Origin of the sequence: Flavicella sp., assembly GCF_029238425.1 — a bacterium.
Lineage (GTDB): Bacteria > Bacteroidota > Bacteroidia > Flavobacteriales > Flavobacteriaceae > Flavicella.
The window spans coordinates 14,016-30,879 of record NZ_JAQWGB010000129.1 but is presented as its reverse complement, the minus strand read 5'-3'; the positions used below and the strand labels follow the sequence as shown (position 1 = coordinate 30,879).

The window sequence follows — 16,864 nt, the reverse complement described above, 5'->3', positions numbered from 1 at the left end:
AACATCTCTTTTAAAAAATCTATTTCTATGCTGGTTTTATCTAGTTAAAGTGTAATGTTTTGAAAGCATTTTACAAGAAGTAAAAACCATCCAATTACCAAAAACAAACCTCCTAAGGGGGTAATAGGGCCAAGAATTTTTATTTTCTTGTTTTTAGCAGAGCTTAATACCAATCCATAAATACTGAATGAAAACAGAAAAGTTCCTATGATAAAACTATAGGCGATATAACTCTCTATTGGACTGGTGAAACTAAGAGTACTTGAGATAAATAATAAAACAAGGGCATGGTACATTTGGTATTTAACTCCTGTCTCAAAACTTTTAAGTAAGTCTTCTGGTACTATTTTTTTTAAGGCATGAGCTCCAAAGGCTCCAAAAACAACAGCAAACATTCCATAGAAGCTTGCAAATAGTAATGTGATTTGATTCATATCGGTAATAATTTTTATAAAACTTTTATATTTTTTAAGAGCTGCAAGATAACATGGAACATCCTACTTTGTTCTTCGCCCATTCTGGTCTTTTAGCAAACCATTTTTCAAATTCTGGTTGTTCGTCGTATGGCTTTTTTAATAATTGATAAAATTGGTCAATAAGGCTATAGTCTGAATTGTCAGCTGCATCAATGGCTAATTGCGCCATATAATTTCTAAGTACGTATTTAGGATTTACTAGATTCATTTGTTTTTTCCTTTCGGAATCATTCTGTGTTTCTTTTTTTAGTCGATTTAAATAACTTTCGATCCAAGCAAGCCATTTCGTTTTTGTGTTTTCCTTAGTTTTGGGAATATCGTAGAAGGCATCTGATATTTTTTTATAAGCAGCTTCAGAGCTATCATTGATTGAGATCGACGCTAAATTTCTGAAGAAAATAGTCATGTCAGTTTCCGTAAGATGTAGCGTGTTTTCAAGTTCGTTGATCAATTGACCATCCGTATCAAAATTATTTTCAAGACCAATTTTAGAACACATCATTTTATGATATTTCTTTTCGAAGTCTGTTTTATAGCTCTCTAATACCGATTCTAATGGAGCTGTTTCTTCAATTAACGGATAAATAGCATTGGCTAATTTCAAAAGATTCCATAATCCCATATTTGCTTGGTTTCCGTAACGATATCTTTTGTTTTGTCGATCCGTTGTGTTTGGAGTCCAGTTGTAATCATAGCCTTCTAACCAGCCATATGGACCGTAATCTATGCTAAGTCCTAAGATAGACATGTTATCTGTATTCATCACTCCATGCACAAAACCTACACGTTGCCAGTGAATAATCATATCCAAGGTTTTATCGGCAACTTCCTTAAAGAAATCGAGATATACTTGTTTAGACGGTTTTCCTAAATGTTTGTAAAAGTGATTGATGGTATAGTCAATAAGTGTTTTTAGGGTTGTGATTTCTTCTCGAGCAGCGAAAATTTCATAATTTCCAAATCTTAGAAAAGACGGGGCAACTCTTGTTACGATAGCTCCTTTTTCATAAGCAGGATTTCCATTGTATAAAATATCACGTAAAACATCATCACCAGACAAGGATAGACTTAGGGCTCTTGTGGTTGGAACTCCTAAATGAAACATAGCTTCACTACATAAATATTCTCTTATAGAAGATCTTAAAACAGCCAATCCATCTGCGGTTCTTGAATAGGGGGTTGGACCTGCTCCTTTCAATTGAAGCGCCCAGGAATTGTTGTTGTGTTCAACTTCTCCAAGATTGATAGCTCGGCCATCACCAAGTTGTCCTGCCCAATTTCCAAATTGATGTCCTCCATAACACATGGCATAAGGTTGCATCTCTTTAAAGACTTTATTCCCTGTAAATACTTGAAGAAATTCGTCCGAGGCAGCGTCTTCTTTAGTCAGGCCCAAAAGATTTTGAACCTCAGCTGAAGAATGCAGTAACTTAGGCTCTTTTGTTTTTTTAGGTTTTACATATGAGTAGCATGCATTTGATACTTGTCTACGCGAATTTTCTATAATTGGATCAGATGGGAGCTCTTTGTTAAAGGTATCTTGTAAGTTCAGCTTCATGTGTACAAAGTTACCACATTAGGCTCAATGATATTGCTTTTGCTGGCTTATAAATAAAAAAAGAAGGTTTTCAAACCTTCTTTTTTTATAGGTGGGGTAGAATTTAATTGGTTTCAATTACATCGGGCATATAAGATGCTGGAAGTTTTACGGCAGGGTCGTCGTGAGTTTCAATGCTATAATTGCTAACATCATTATAAAAAAGAATATAATCTAAACTACATCCTTGTGCCCTTCCTGAGATGGTTAAAGTATAGGACTGACCTGCGGATAGATAATAAATGGCTTTGTTTAACTTTTTTACACCGTTTACATGACCTTCCATTTTATGCGCCGATCCCCATTTGCGAACTCCTCGTCCCCAAAATTTATGGTTTTTCTTTAGGTCTTCTGTAGGGAATACGCATTTGGAAGAAAAGGTTCCGGCTAATTTTATCCATACATCATTTCTTTTGTCTCCCTCTTCATGGTCATTGAGCGGTTGGTACATACGCATTACAATTCTATACTTTGCTGTTTTCGGACAAGTAAACGTATACTTAAGAGGTGACTTAGCGCTTCCTCCGTTTAGATTATTTCCTGTAAATTCTAGGTAACCATTGTTTATCGGTGCAACATTTCCTTCGTGGTATTCTGGGTTTCCAGGTACTCGTTTGACCCATAGCCCTAAATCAGATTTTGTTATTTCCGGCTCAAAGACAACATAATCTTCACCATATTTTACACCATCTTTTGTAAATGGATATGTTGTGGGTTCTTCTTCTTCTTCAGGCTCCTCCTCTTTAATAGGAGTATCACTTGGAGTTTCATCTTTTTCAGTTTCTGTAATGTCAGTATCACTACTTGAATTACATGCTTGGATTGATAGTACTATTAAAAATAGTGCAAGGAATTTCGTTTTCATAGTTTAAGTTGTAGGGTTTAGTGAACTCAATGATAGTGTTTTCTTTGAGTTATTTATAGAACTCTAGTTTCTAAGATTAGAACATATGTTTCAAATGAATCTAGTATAATTGGTATAGAAAACTAACTCGTTTTAGGTCCTTTAAAATACGAAGTCAATGGATAGCGCTATGTTGAACATCGTATATTGAAAGTATTTGAACAAGGGCAGCGTATTATAAATACTAATATTTGCAATATGTTTAAATTAAAAGCAAATACATTAGGAGTTGTATTGGCGGTATTAGGAGTGATCCTTTTTTCGGCCAAAGCGATTATGGTAAAATTAGCTTATCATTATGAAATTGATTCGGTAAGTCTTTTGTTGTTAAGAATGTTGTTTTCGCTACCGGTATACGTTGTAATTGCATTTGTAACAAGAAAACAAACGAATCAAAGCATAAAGAAAACGGATTATCTATGGTTGGTCTTTTTCGGGTTTGTGGGCTATTATCTTGCGAGTTATTTTGACTTTGAAGGCTTGCAATATATAAAAGCGGGTCTAGAAAGAATTGTTCTATTTGTGTATCCAACGTTGGTACTTATCATTTCCCGATTGTTTTTGAAAACTAAAATATCAAGAATTCAAATATTTGCTATTTTTCTAACTTATTTAGGGGTTCTAACTGCTTTTTCAGGAGAGCTAGATCTTTCTAGTGAAAATTTGTACTTAGGAGTTGGCTTGATTTTTATGAGTGCATTGACCTATGCCATGTATTTGGTAGGTAGTGGCTGGTTGATCCCAAAATTTGGAGTCGTTCGTTTTACGTCCTATGCTATGATAATTAGTACAATTTGTGTGTTGTTACATTATATTTTTACGCATGAAATTGATTTGCTTGGTTATCCTCAAGAAGTATACTTCTTAGGTATTGGAATGGCTATTCTATCCACAATTATTCCTTCTTTTATGGTTTCTAAATCTATTGAATTGATAGGAAGCTCTAATTTTTCAATAATTGCTAGTATTGGTCCAATTTCAACAATATTATTGGCCTATATTGTTCTTGGAGAACAGTTGAATGCAAGTCAATTGATAGGGACAATTATTGTAATTGTAGGAGTATCTCTTGTGTCTAGAAAAGCAAAAAAATAATTAATTGATAATTAGGTTTTTTGTTGCTGTTCCATGTTGGTTTGCAAGTTGGATATAGTAGATTCCTTTTGATAAATTTTCTGTACTTAATTGGATTGTTTCCTTTTTTTTAATCTCCGTTAAAACAAGTACTCCAAGGGAACTAAATATGCTTATTTGTCCGGTATTTTCCGATTTCAGATTCAGGGTTGTTTTAGCCGGGTTTGGATACATAGTGAAGACGGTTTTTTGTTCCGCTTCTGATATTGAAGCTGTATTGTCATTCTCAAAGACAATATCATCAATATAAAACAAAGCATTTGAACTTGAAATATCCTGTCCTCTTACACGAATAGAAAGTCTGTCCCCATCCGTTACATTAGTGTCTGAAGCAGAAGCTCTATTAAAGCTTTTTGAAACCTCAACCCATTCACCTTTGTTAACTCCAGTCAGGTCAAAGAAAATTGTGGTACCTGGATTTTTAAGCTGACAATACAACCTATCAATGTCAGTTGTAGGATCTATCCATATTTTTAAAGTAATTTTATTACTTCCAGAAGGCAAATCTAAAGAACCGAAAGGTGCATCCGCATAGGTATTTGTTGCAAAGGGAGATTCTTTTTCAAAACGTAAAGAAATATCTCCAGAAGCAGATTTTTCGTCTTTCATTCTAAAACCAGAATTTGGGTTTGTTGACCAATTCCTGCTTCGTCCTTGATAATAGAAGGGGCCTTCAAAGCCTAATGAATTGAAATCAGGGCCAATTATTTCTTTTTGCCAGATTCTTATATAGTCAATTTTGTATTCAGCATCTGGAGTAAGATCCGCTAAAGTTGGCATTCCGTACCAAGAGAAAACCTCTGAATCAATCCAAAGTTCCTGCGGGTATTGATGTCTCCATTGGTCGTTTGCTTCGAGTTCAGCGCGTGTGGCTGTTCTTATCAATTCTCCCTCAAAATATATTTTTATATAATCTTCATCCCATTCAAAACCATAAACATAATAATCACTGGCAACTCTTACATCTAATACCTCTTCTACCTTCCAGTTTTGATGATTTTCATCCGCATCAGGATCCCAGTTGATCATATTGGTGCGATATTTCTTTTCTAATTCTTCAGGTCTGTTTTCTGGATTTCCGATAGGTCTTTTTCCGTAATTTTCTGTCATGTCAATTTCAGAATGATAACCGGTGGTCTAGAAAGAAGAGGTTACTGGAGCATCTGGGGCGATGCACCTTATTTCCATGTAGCCATATTTGAAAAAACGTTCACTGATAATAGCAGCTTGAGTAATAGGCTGACTTTTATTTTCTCCTCCGTAAGGTATATCCCCTAGGGATTCATCTGCAAATTCAAAGTCAGGATCCCATTTGGAATATAAGATAAGTTCATTGTTGATAACAGCTACGTTTTCAGGAGCAAACTGAGCTGGAGCTCTCCCTTTCCATTTATTTCTGTAGTCATTGTTTTCTCCAAGAATCCACCATTTATCCTTGTCTAACGAATTTCCATCAAACTCATCACTCAATGCCTCGTTTAGAATCCACCCTTCAGAATTTGTAGGGTCTGAAGCTGGGTAGTTCTGACCATGCATATAACTTATTACGAAAAGAAATAGTGGAATCAAAAAAGTAGATGTCTTGCTATAATTGGCTGTAGTTGTCATTTTATTCTGTAGGGTTTGATTTTAGAGAAAAACAAATCAGGTAAAAATGTTCCTTCTCGAACCTCAAAGAAATGAATTGATGCCGCAAGAAAAACAAACGTTTTTACCTGATTGTATGTTGATTTTAACCCTTTTTACGGAATAAAATGATAAAAATAAAGTGGATTACTTTTTTATGCCAAATTGATAGCTACAAAAAGAATAATATTCTTCTCCCGGATTTAGTAGGGTAGAAGGGTATGTTTTTGAGTTGGGTGAGTTCGGAAAATGTTGTGTTTCGATGCAAAATGCATCTTTATTCAGATAGGTTTTATTTTGCTTTCCTGTTCCACATCCTGTTACCCAGTTTCCTGTGTAAAACTGAGCACCTGGCTCATTGGTAAATACAGTCAAGGTTCTTTTTGAACTTGGATCTATGGCATACGCAGCAATTTCCTTTTGATTAGGATTAGAAAACACAAAAGTATGATCGTATCCACGTGCCATTTCTAGTTGTTTATTATCGTCATTGATGTTTTGACCGATAGCCTTAAGTTCTCTAAAGTCGAAAGGAGAGTTTTCTACAGACTCAGGATCTCCTAACGGTATGGCAGTTTCATCGGTTGGTAAATACCTATTTGCATTTAATTGTAATAAATGATCTGTAATGGTACCAGATCCTGCTCCTTTTAGATTGAAGTAGGAGTGGTTGGTAAGGTTTACATGGGTTGCTTTGTCTGTGGTTGCTGTGTATTTTATTTCAAGAGCATTGTTCTCAGTAAGGCTATACACAACGGTAACGCTTAAGTTTCCTGGGTATCCCTCTTCTCCATCTTTCGATACATAACGCAACTGAAGTTGTGAGTCATTTAACAATTTAGCATCCCATACAACATGAGAAAATCCTTTCAAACCACCGTGTAAATGATTAGGTCCATTGTTAATCGCACCCTTGAATTCATTTCCATTCAATTCAAATCTACCTTCTGCGATTCTATTTCCATATCTTCCAATAAGAGCACCTAAGTAAACCTCACTAGGTGGATTCATATAACTTTCTAAATTGTCGTATCCCAAAACTACATCATCAAAGTTTCCATCAGCATCCGGAGCCCATAAGGAAACAACTCTACCACCAAAATTGGTAATCTGCGCAGTGAATCCATTTGCATTGGTCAACGTAAATAGTTTTACATTTTTTCCATCGATAATTTTTTCAAAATTCTGTGAGTTAACAAGGTCTAGGGTCATTAGTTTTTTTTTTGAATTATGATTTCTTCGAAAGTGGCGGAGGAGTCACATCTTTTTACCAATAGAGAAACTTCCATTTCTTTAAGTTCTCCATTGATTCTATAGGTTTGACATGGTTTTTTTGTATCTGTGTCACTTTGAGAAAAGTCCACATCACTTTGTGTTAAAAGATAAGCGATTTGAATAGAGTCTAAATTAAACTGGGTATAGGTTTGTTGTGCTTGATCTGAGAAATAACGATGTTCTTTGACACGTATACTTTTTAGAGTTCTTGCATCTGGACCATACGGAAATTGAATATTCTTTTTCTTAGCCAAAAATATCACAGCTATGATACCTAAAGTTAAACCAAAAAAGAAATAGATGAAGCGGTTCGCTATGTTCATAAGTAGTTTTTAAACGGCAAAAATACTATTATAAAGCGAGAATCATAAAGAAAAATATATTTTTATAAAATCAATAAGTTGATATCATTATAGGGTAAATTAAACCATTCTCCAACCGCTTTGTTGGTAAGGATTCCATGATAATAATACATTCCACTTCTGAGGGTTCTTTCTTTTCTAAAAGCTTGCTCAAAACCTCCTTCATCTGCGATATGAATTAAAAATGGAGTAAGTATATTACTTATAGAAACGGTTGCTGTTCTTGCATATCTCGATGGAATATTGGGAACACAATAATGCACAACATCGTGTTTTTTAAATGTAGGCTGACTATGTGTTGTAACTTCTGAAGTTTCAATACACCCTCCACGATCAATACTTACATCTACAAGCACAGATCCTGGTTTCATTAGTTGTACCATGGCGTCCGTAATTACAATAGGAGCACGTGACTTACCTCTAATAGCACCAATCAATACATCACAACGCATCAGGGCTTTTTGCAAAGTCCTTGGTTGCAAGGAAGAAGTATAAATTGGTTGGTTTAAGCTTTTTTGCAAGCATCTTAATTTTGAAATCGAATTGTCAAAAACTTTTACCGAAGCTCCTTGTCCGATAGCCGATTTAGCGGCAAATTCTCCAACAGTACCTGCTCCAATGATAACAACCTCTGCAGGAGGTACACCTCCAATATTACCAAGTAACAATCCATTTCCTTGATTTTGGGTGCTCATCAATTCTGCAGCAATAAGTATAGAGGCGGTACCGGCAATTTCACTCAAAGATTGAACAACTGGATACATGCCTTCTCGGTCTTTGATAAAATCAAATGCAATGGCAGTAATTCTTTTGCTAGCCAATGCTTCAAAATATTTTTTTTGTTGTGTTTTGAGTTGAAGCGCAGAGACAAGAATCGTCTGAGGCTTTATCATTTCTATCTCCTTTAAAGAAGGCGGTTCAATTTTAAGAACAATATTACAACCGAATACTTCTTCAGAATTGTAAGCGATTTTGGCACCAGCTTCTGAATAATTTTGATCGGTAAAATTGGCACCTTCCCCAGCACCCGTTTCCACAATAATTCTATGTCCACATTGCGTCATTGCTGCTACGGCATCTGGTGTTAGACAGATTCTTTTCTCTTCAAAAGAAGTCTCTTTAGGCAAACCTATCAATAGCTCTCCTTTCTGTTTTCGAGTTTCAAGTTTTTCTTCTTGAGGCATTAATTCTTCTTTGCTGAATGGGGAGAAATGTTGACTCATGTTCTTAGAATAGGTAGGTTAGCAGTTTATTAGGTCAAGTTAATTTTCCAATTGAATGGATCTAGAATTATCTTCGTTTTTAGTGATGTGTAATTTAACACTCTCTAAAGGTAGTAAATTTTCTAGTACAGAAGGCCATTCAATAAAACACCAAGAGTCACTATATAAATATTCTTCTAGGCCAATATCATACGCCTCTTCTTCATGATTGATTCTGTAAAAATCGAAGTGAAAAAGGCTTTCTTTGTTTTTTGTAATGTATTCGTTTACCAATGAAAATGTTGGAGAGCTAGCTTCTTCCTTTACACCAAGTTCTTTCGCTAACTGCTTGATCAAAGTAGTTTTTCCCATTCCCATTTCACCGTAAAAAAGAAACGTTTTATGTTTTGCGTTTTTTAGGATTTCCTGCGCGGTTTCCGTCAAGTTGTCCAAGGTATATTGTAATTCCATGTTATACTTATAAAAAAATTATTTGGGTTCAAAGATAGCACATGGAATGATCATTTCCTCCAAAGAAATTCCCCCATGTTGGTAGGTGTTTTTATAATATTTCACAAAGTGATTGTAATTATTTGGGTATGCAAAAAATAAATCTTCTTTTGCGAAAATAAAAGAACTGTTCATATGTTGCGTCGGAAGAAATATGTCCTTCGGGTTTTGAACGGCATATACATCTTTGTCTTCATAAGTAAGACTTCTTCCTGTTTTATATCTCAGATTAGAGCTAATACTTTTTGTCCCAATTACTTTAGTAGGTGTTTTACTATTGATAGTTCCATGATCGGTGGTGATGATCAGTTGCATACCTGCCTTTTTAGCTTTCTGAATAGTACTAAAGATAGGACTGTTTTTAAACCAACTTAAGGTAAGAGATCTATAGGCTTTTTCATCACCAGTCAACTCTTTGATCACGTCTAATTCCGTTTTAGAATGTGAAAGCATGTCTACAAAATTATACACGATAACTGACAAGTCAGTTGCTTTCAAACTATTGAAATTAGCATCTAATTCTTTGGCTCCTTTTAAAGTTGTTATTTTATTGTAGTCAAATGTAAGATCTGGTTTTAGTCTTTTTATTTGGGCTGCCAAAAAATCTTTTTCATGTAGGTTTTTTCCTCCCTCGTCTTCATCATTTTTCCAAAAATTAGGGAACTGTTTTTCCATGTCCAAAGGAGTCATTCCGGAGAAAAACGCGTTTCTTGCATATTGAGTTGCTGTTGGCAGTATACTGAAATAAGGAGTTTCTTTTGTTTTTTTATAAAAAGGACTGATGTGAGTTTCAATGGATTTCCATTGATCGTATCTTAGATTATCGATAACAATCAATAAGGTTCCGTTTTTGTTCGTCATTTCCGGAAGAATCTCTTCCTTAAACAAGGTATGAGAGAATGCCGGTCTGTCATTATCTGTTAAAAGATCTTGATAGTTCTTTTTAATAAATTTAAAAAACAAACTATTTGCTTCTTGTTTTTGACTTTCAAGAATACTAAGCATTCCAGTATCACTGATATTCTCCAGTTCTAATTCCCAATGCAAAAGCTTTTGATACAGTTCTATCCATTCTTCATAAGAATTAACCATGGCTAAATCCATAGAGATTTTACGAAACTCTTGCTGGTAATTTGAAGTAGTTTTTTGAGAAATCAAACGGGAATGATCTAAATTCTTTTTTAAGCTCAATAATATTTGGCTTGGATTCACTGGTTTGATAAGATAATCGGCGATTTTAGAACCAATGGCATCTTCCATGATATATTCCTCTTCACTCTTTGTGATCATGATTACAGGTAAGTTTGGCTTTGAGTTTTTTATTTCCGTCAAAGTTTCTATTCCTGTGAGTCCTGGCATGTTTTCATCCAGAAACACAATGTCATAATTGTTCTCGGCAATTAAGTCGATAGCATCCGCTCCATTAGTACATTTTGAAACCTCATAGTTTTTACCTTCTAGAAATAAAATATGGGGTTTTAATAATTCAATTTCGTCATCAACCCAAAGAATATGTATGTTTTTCATTTTTTGCCTTTCATGTTATTTAAAGTAATCATTTTCAATAGAGCTAATAATTGAATATTTAGTCACTGTTTCTTAAAGAATGTTATATTTGTTACAATCAAAAAAACAAAATTTTGAGCGCTAAACAAACAAATAAATTAAAAATATTAAACGACCCAATTTACGGATTTATTGCTATCCCTAACGCATTAATTTTTGATTTAATCGAACACTCTTATTTTCAGCGATTAAGAAGGATTTCTCAGATGGGACTTTCGTATTTAGTTTATCCCGGAGCACATCATACAAGATTTCATCATGCCATTGGATGTATGCATCTAATGCAGAGTGCAGTTCAAACCTTAAGATCCAAGGGGGGTGAAATTTCGGAGGACGAAGCTACGGCTCTTTATATTGCTATTTTATTACATGATATTGGGCATGGACCTTTTTCTCATGCTTTGGAACATAGTATTGTGACTGGAATTAGTCATGAAGAGATTTCTTTGTTTTATATGAAGGAGTTGAATAAAGAATTCAATGGTCAGCTAAGTTTAGCCATTGAGGTGTTTGAAGGAAAGTATCCAAGAAAATTTATGCACCAATTGATTTCGAGTCAATTAGATATGGATCGATTGGATTATTTAAAACGAGATAGTTTTTATAGTGGAGTAGCAGAAGGGAATATCAATTCAGAACGTTTGATTGCTATGTTATATGTAGTAGATGACGAATTGGTACTAGAAGAAAAAGGGATTTATTCTGCAGAAAAATTCATTGTAGGAAGACGTTTGATGTATTGGCAAGTATACCTTCATAAAACAGGAGTTGTGGCCGAAAAAATGCTTGTCAATTTATTAAGAAGGGCAAATGAATTGGCTAAAAAAGGGGATAAGTTAAGTGGAAGTAAGGCTTTTAGTTTCTTTTTAGAAAATCAAATTTCAGAGAATAACTTTGATTTCGAAGTTTTAAAAACATTTGCCAAGTTAGATGATTATGACATTCTATCTGCTATAAAAGATTGGATCAGTCATGACGATAAGGTTCTTTCTAGCCTATCTAAAATGATTATTAATAGGAATTTATTGAGAATTGAATTGAGCAATGATCCAATTGATGAAGATTATTATCATTCAATGATAGATTTGAAGAAAAAAGAATTGGAGTTTTCTGATGAGGAACTGAGCTATTTTATCTTTACAGATTGTGTTCAAAATCAAGCCTATGACTCTTCAAAAAGTAAGATAAACATCTATTTTAAAAATGGTGTTATTAAGGATCTCTCTGAAGCTTCAGATCAATTAAATATTCAAGCATTGACAAAACCAGTGATTAAATATTTCATATGTTACCCGAAGAAATAGGATTGGCAGAAACCATATTAATTTTATACTTTTGCAAGCAATGAAATTTACAGCAACGCAAATAGCAGAGTTATTAGAAGGTGATATTGTTGGGGATCCCAATGTTGAAGTTTCTAAGCTTGCAAAAATAGAAGAAGGGACAGAGGGAGCTTTGACCTTTTTATCTAACGAAAAATATACCTCGTATATATATACAACAAATGCCTCTTTGGCAATTGTTAACAAAAGTTTTGAACCGACAAAGAAGATTTCTGCAACCTTAATTAAAGTAGATGACGCTTATGCTGCATTTACCAAATTACTTACTTTTTATAATGAAGTAAAGCAGAATAAAACAGGAAAAGAGGAACCGCATTTTATTAGTGACTCCGCAGAGATTGGAATTAATATATATTTAGGTGCGTTTGCATATATTGGAAACAATGTGAAAATAGGAGATGATGTAAAGATTTACCCTCATTGTTATATAGGAGATAACGTAACTATTGAAAGTGGTACCACTTTATTTAGTGGCGTAAAAGTATATTCTGATTGTAAAATTGGTAACAATTGTAAAATTCATGCGGGAGCCATTATTGGTGCAGATGGATTTGGATTCGCACCCGATGAAAATAAGGTGTATACAGCAATTCCTCAGATAGGAAATGTTATCATTGAAGACAATGTTGATATTGGAGCGAATACGACCATAGATAGAGCAACTTTAGGGTCTACCATTATCAGGAAAGGAGTGAAGTTGGATAATTTAATTCAAATAGCTCATAATTGTGAAATTGATGAGAATACGGTGATAGCTGCACAAACAGGAATATCAGGATCTACTAAAATAGGAAAAAGAACTATGATTGGTGGTCAAGCCGCTTTTGCAGGACATATCAAAATTGGAGATGATGTTGTTGTTTCTGGGTTTTCTGGTGTCAGAAAAAATGTAAAAGATAAAGACATTGTTATTGGGTTTCCGGCTTACAATATTCAGAAATGGAACAAATCGTCTGCTATTGTAAGGAATTTACCATCTTATGTGGAGAAAATAAACGAGTTAGAAAAAGAAATTAAAGCATTAAAAGAAAAATAGAATGCAACGCAACCAACAAACTATAGAAAAAGAAGTTACGCTTAAAGGTATTGGATTACATACAGGAAAAGAGGTAACCTTAACTTTTAAGCCTGCACCAGAAAATCATGGTTATGCTTTTGTAAGAGTTGATTTAGAAGGGAAGCCTAGTATTGAACCTAAAGCTGAATATGTAACAGATACACAAAGAGGAACCAATTTAGAGAAGAATGGTGTTAGCATTAATACCTCTGAGCATGTACTTGCAGCCGCAGTTGGATTGGGAGTTACCAATCTAATTATTGAGTTAGATGCTTCTGAGCCTCCAATTATGGATGGTTCTTCAAAATTTTTTGTACAGGCAATAGAACAGGCGGGTATCTTAACTCAAGAAGCTATTGTCGACGAATACATCGTAAAAGAAATTATAAGTTACCGAGATGAGGAAACTGGAAGTGAAATAATGATTGTTCCTTCTGATGAGTATCAAGTAACAACAATGGTAGATTTTGGAACTCAAATCTTAGGGACGCAAAATGCTTCTTTAGAGAAAATGAGTAATTTCAAATCAGAAATTGCAAATGCGCGTACTTTTAGCTTTTTGCACGAATTAGAAATGTTATTAGATAACAACCTTATCAAAGGTGGAGATTTAAATAATGCTATTGTTTATGTAGATAAAGAGATCTCTGAAAATACAATGTATAAGTTGAAAAAAGCATTCAATAAGGATGCTATTGCTGTAACGGCAAATGGTGTGTTGGACAATCTTACATTGCACTGGGCAAATGAAGCAGCAAAACATAAATTATTAGATGTAATAGGGGATTTGGCCTTAGTTGGAACTCCGATTAGAGGTAAAGTTATTGCGAATAAACCTGGACACTCTATCAATACTAAGTTTGCTAAGAAATTGGCAAATATTATCAAGAAAGAAAAAAGAAACAAAGTTCCTCAATATGATTTGAATACGCCACCGTTGATGGATATTCATAGAATTATGGAGATACTTCCTCACAGACCTCCATTTTTATTGATTGATAAGATTTTGGAGTTGACCGATACCTATGTAGTAGGTTCTAAGAATGTTTCAATGAATGAACCATTTTTTGTGGGACATTTTCCTGAAGCACCCGTAATGCCTGGAGTATTGCAAATTGAAGCAATGGCACAGTGTGGTGGGGTTTTGGTGTTAAGTACGGTGCCTGACCCTGAGAATTATCTTACTTTCTTTATGAAAATGGATAATGTTAAATTTAAGCAGAAAGTATTACCAGGTGATACTTTGATTTTTAAGGCGGAATTAATGTCGCCTATAAGAAGAGGTATTTGTCATATGCAAGCTTTTGGATATGCAAATAATAAAGTAGTTGTTGAAGCCGAATTAATGGCGCAAATCGCAAAAAAACAATAATATGAATCAACCATTAGCCTATATTCATCCTCAAGCTAAAATAGCTAGAAATGTGGTGATTGAACCATTTTCTACTATTCATAATAATGTTACCATCGGTTCAGGAACATGGATTGGTTCTAACGTTACCATTATGGAGGGTGCTGTAATTGGTGAGAATTGTAAAATATTTCCCGGAGCAGTTATCTCAGCAATGCCTCAAGATTTGAAGTATAATGGAGAGGAAACCAAAACTATTATTGGTAATAACGTAACCATTAGAGAGTGCGTTACTATTAATAGAGGTACTTCTGACAGAATGAAAACTGTGATTGGAGACAATTGTTTGATCATGGCATATTGTCACGTTGCTCACGATTGTATCGTTGGAAACGATTGTATTTTTTCTAATGGAAGTACTTTGGCAGGACATGCTAGAATCGGGAATAGTGTAATTTTGGCTGGAATGACAGCGATTCATCAGTTTTGTTCTATTGGGGATCATGCTTTTGTTACTGGTGGTTCTTTGGTAAGAAAAGACGTTCCTCCTTTTGTAAAGGCAGCAAGAGAGCCTTTGTCTTATGTTGGTATCAACTCAGTCGGTTTAAGACGTAGAGGTTTTACAACTGAAAAAATTAGAGAAATTCAGAATATATACAGAATTTTATTTCAAAGTAAATACAACAACAGTCAGGCAATAAGAATTATTGAGGCTGAAATGGAAGTATCAAACGAAAGAGATGAAATCATAAGGTTCATACAGACTTCGCAAAGAGGTATTATGAAAGGATATTTTAATAGTTAAAAGAAACATACAATGGCATCTACATCAGATATTAAAAATGGATTGTGTATCAAATACAACAGTGATACCTACAAAATTATAGAGTTCCAACACGTAAAGCCAGGTAAAGGTCCTGCTTTTGTAAGAACTAAATTGAAAAGTTTGACATCGGGAAAAGTAATTGATAATACATTTTCTGCAGGTCATAAAATTGAAGAGGTAAGAGTTGAGACTAGAAAGTATCAATACTTATATGCTGAGGGTGATATGTATAACTTTATGAATACTATTGATTACAATCAAATTACTTTGGAAAAAGCAATTTTAGATGCACCAGACTTGATGAAAGAAGGTGAGGTTGTAACTGTAGTTGTAAGAGCAGAGGATGAATTACCATTAGCTGTTGATATGCCTGCAAATGTTATTTTAGAAGTAACTTATACAGAGCCAGGAGTAAAAGGAAATACTGCAACAAATGCAACGAAACCTGCAACTGTTGAAACAGGAGCAACAATCAATGTACCTTTGTTTATCAATGAAGGAGACAAGATTAAGATTGAAACTACAAAAGGTACGTACCAAGAACGTATCAAAGAGTAATTATATCGTTTAGAAATTACTATATAACAATCATAAAGGAATCTTACAATTGACTAATAAAAGTTGAGTAAGGTTCCTTTTTCTTTTAAAAGAAAACAATATGAAATTCAAGAAACAACAAGAATTAAAAGAGATAGCTGCAATTTTAAATTGTAAATACGTTGGACTTGATTCCTTTCCTGTTTTGGGAATGAATGAAATTCATGTTGTAACACCTGGTGATATTGTCTTTGTGGATCACCCAAAATATTATGACAAAGCCTTAGAATCTGCTGCTACTATTGTTTTAATTAATAAAGAAGTCGCATGCCCTGATGGCAAGGCACTTTTAATTTCTGATGACCCTTTTCGTGATTTTAATACGCTAACGAAATATTTTAATCCGTTTATAGCAAGTACTGCAAGTATTAGCGAATCTGCTATCATTGGAGAAGGAACTGTAATACAACCTAATGTGTTTATTGGAAATAATGTTACAATAGGAGAAAATTGTTTGATTCATCCAAATGTTGCTATTTACGACAATTGTATTCTAGGAGATAATGTAACTATTCATAGTGGTACGGTTTTAGGAGGGGATGCCTTTTATTATAAAAAAAGAGAAACAGGTTTTGATAAATTAATTTCTGGAGGGAGAGTTGTTTTAGAAGACAATGTTGATTTAGGCGCGCTTTGTACATTGGATAGAGGAGTAACAGGCGATACTTTGATCAAAGAAGGCACAAAAATTGATAATCAAGTTCATATTGGACATGATACGGTAATTGGTAGAAAATGTTTGATCGCTTCACAAACCGGAATTGCAGGTTGTGTTGTTGTAGAAGATGAAGTTACGATGTGGGGACAAGTTGGGGTAACCTCAGGAATTACCATAGGAGCAAAGGCTGTAGTTTTGGCTCAGACAGGTGTTTCTAAAGGTTTAGAAGGAGGAAAAACATATTTTGGTTCTCCTGTCTCTGAAGCTAGAGAAAAACTAAAGGAGATTGCTGGTATCAGACAATTATTGAACGATACTAAAAAATAAACAATACCATATTGTAAGTATTGGTTAGTATATCGAACAAATAGTACGAATTA

The 16,864-nt window shown here is 34.3% G+C and carries 17 protein-coding genes; 7 read left to right on the top strand and 10 right to left on the bottom strand.

Going from position 1 to position 16,864, the window contains the following annotated elements; translation table 11 throughout:
• Nucleotides 1-44: 44 nt before the first annotated feature.
• The 3 genes from P8H68_RS09710 to P8H68_RS09700 form a co-directional block, all read right to left on the bottom strand.
• Nucleotides 45-434, bottom strand: coding sequence for a DUF423 domain-containing protein (locus P8H68_RS09710; RefSeq protein ID WP_300324164.1), 390 nt, complete (start codon nucleotides 432-434; stop codon nucleotides 45-47).
• 34 nt (nucleotides 435-468) lie between these two features.
• Complete coding sequence (locus P8H68_RS09705) at nucleotides 469-2,034, bottom strand: protein adenylyltransferase SelO (RefSeq protein WP_300324161.1); 1,566 nt, start codon at nucleotides 2,032-2,034, stop codon at nucleotides 469-471.
• A gap of 103 nt (nucleotides 2,035-2,137) precedes the next feature.
• Entirely contained in the window at nucleotides 2,138-2,938 is an 801-nt protein-coding gene (locus P8H68_RS09700) for a hypothetical protein (RefSeq protein ID WP_300324158.1), read from the bottom strand.
• A gap of 237 nt (nucleotides 2,939-3,175) precedes the next feature.
• Between P8H68_RS09700 and P8H68_RS09695 the strand changes: the two genes are divergently transcribed.
• Nucleotides 3,176-4,072, top strand: coding sequence for a DMT family transporter (locus P8H68_RS09695; RefSeq protein WP_300324155.1), 897 nt, complete (start codon nucleotides 3,176-3,178; stop codon nucleotides 4,070-4,072).
• Here the strand turns inward: P8H68_RS09695 and P8H68_RS09690 are convergent, their stop codons facing one another.
• The 7 genes from P8H68_RS09690 to P8H68_RS09660 form a co-directional block, all read right to left on the bottom strand.
• Nucleotides 4,073-5,227, bottom strand: coding sequence for a T9SS type A sorting domain-containing protein (locus P8H68_RS09690; RefSeq protein ID WP_300324228.1), 1,155 nt, complete (start codon nucleotides 5,225-5,227; stop codon nucleotides 4,073-4,075). It abuts the gene before it with no gap.
• Between the two features lie 21 nt (nucleotides 5,228-5,248).
• Entirely contained in the window at nucleotides 5,249-5,719 is a 471-nt protein-coding gene (locus tag P8H68_RS09685; protein ID WP_300324152.1) for a hypothetical protein, read from the bottom strand.
• A gap of 165 nt (nucleotides 5,720-5,884) precedes the next feature.
• The gene (locus P8H68_RS09680; RefSeq protein WP_300324149.1) at nucleotides 5,885-6,949 is read right to left on the bottom strand and encodes an aldose epimerase family protein; all 1,065 of its coding nucleotides are present in this window, start codon (nucleotides 6,947-6,949) and stop codon (nucleotides 5,885-5,887) included.
• Nucleotides 6,949-7,335 (bottom strand): DUF4258 domain-containing protein, encoded by a 387-nt coding sequence (locus P8H68_RS09675; RefSeq protein ID WP_300324146.1) that lies wholly within the window; start codon nucleotides 7,333-7,335, stop codon nucleotides 6,949-6,951. Before P8H68_RS09675 ends, P8H68_RS09680 begins: the two co-directional genes overlap by 1 nt.
• 62 nt (nucleotides 7,336-7,397) lie before the next feature.
• On the bottom strand, nucleotides 7,398-8,597 hold the full coding sequence (locus tag P8H68_RS09670; protein ID WP_300324143.1) for an alanine dehydrogenase: 1,200 nt from the start codon (nucleotides 8,595-8,597) through the stop codon (nucleotides 7,398-7,400).
• Nucleotides 8,598-8,636: 39 nt separating this feature from the next.
• Nucleotides 8,637-9,047 (bottom strand): tRNA (adenosine(37)-N6)-threonylcarbamoyltransferase complex ATPase subunit type 1 TsaE, encoded by a 411-nt coding sequence (gene tsaE, locus P8H68_RS09665; RefSeq protein ID WP_300324140.1) that lies wholly within the window; start codon nucleotides 9,045-9,047, stop codon nucleotides 8,637-8,639.
• Nucleotides 9,048-9,065: 18 nt separating this feature from the next.
• Nucleotides 9,066-10,613 carry a bifunctional response regulator/alkaline phosphatase family protein gene (locus P8H68_RS09660; protein WP_300324137.1) on the bottom strand — a complete coding sequence of 516 codons (1,548 nt, stop codon included), beginning with the start codon at nucleotides 10,611-10,613 and terminating at the stop codon, nucleotides 9,066-9,068.
• Between the two features lie 113 nt (nucleotides 10,614-10,726).
• Here P8H68_RS09660 and P8H68_RS09655 point away from each other — a divergent pair, with 113 nt between their 5' ends.
• The 6 genes from P8H68_RS09655 to P8H68_RS09630 all read left to right on the top strand — a co-directional run bounded on the left by P8H68_RS09655 (nucleotide 10,727) and on the right by P8H68_RS09630 (nucleotide 16,811).
• Entirely contained in the window at nucleotides 10,727-11,956 is a 1,230-nt protein-coding gene (locus P8H68_RS09655; protein ID WP_300324134.1) for an HD domain-containing protein, read from the top strand.
• Nucleotides 11,957-11,996: 40 nt separating this feature from the next.
• On the top strand, nucleotides 11,997-13,031 hold the full coding sequence (lpxD, locus tag P8H68_RS09650) for a UDP-3-O-(3-hydroxymyristoyl)glucosamine N-acyltransferase (RefSeq protein ID WP_300324131.1): 1,035 nt from the start codon (nucleotides 11,997-11,999) through the stop codon (nucleotides 13,029-13,031).
• A gap of 1 nt (nucleotide 13,032) precedes the next feature.
• Entirely contained in the window at nucleotides 13,033-14,424 is a 1,392-nt protein-coding gene (locus P8H68_RS09645) for a bifunctional UDP-3-O-[3-hydroxymyristoyl] N-acetylglucosamine deacetylase/3-hydroxyacyl-ACP dehydratase (protein ID WP_300324128.1), read from the top strand.
• A gap of 1 nt (nucleotide 14,425) precedes the next feature.
• The gene (gene lpxA, locus P8H68_RS09640) at nucleotides 14,426-15,208 is read left to right on the top strand and encodes an acyl-ACP--UDP-N-acetylglucosamine O-acyltransferase (RefSeq protein WP_300324125.1); all 783 of its coding nucleotides are present in this window, start codon (nucleotides 14,426-14,428) and stop codon (nucleotides 15,206-15,208) included.
• A 12-nt stretch (nucleotides 15,209-15,220) separates the two neighbouring features.
• Entirely contained in the window at nucleotides 15,221-15,787 is a 567-nt protein-coding gene (gene efp, locus P8H68_RS09635) for an elongation factor P (protein ID WP_300324122.1), read from the top strand.
• A 100-nt stretch (nucleotides 15,788-15,887) separates the two neighbouring features.
• Nucleotides 15,888-16,811, top strand: coding sequence for a UDP-3-O-(3-hydroxymyristoyl)glucosamine N-acyltransferase (locus tag P8H68_RS09630; RefSeq protein ID WP_300324119.1), 924 nt, complete (start codon nucleotides 15,888-15,890; stop codon nucleotides 16,809-16,811).
• Nucleotides 16,812-16,864 lie beyond the last annotated feature (53 nt).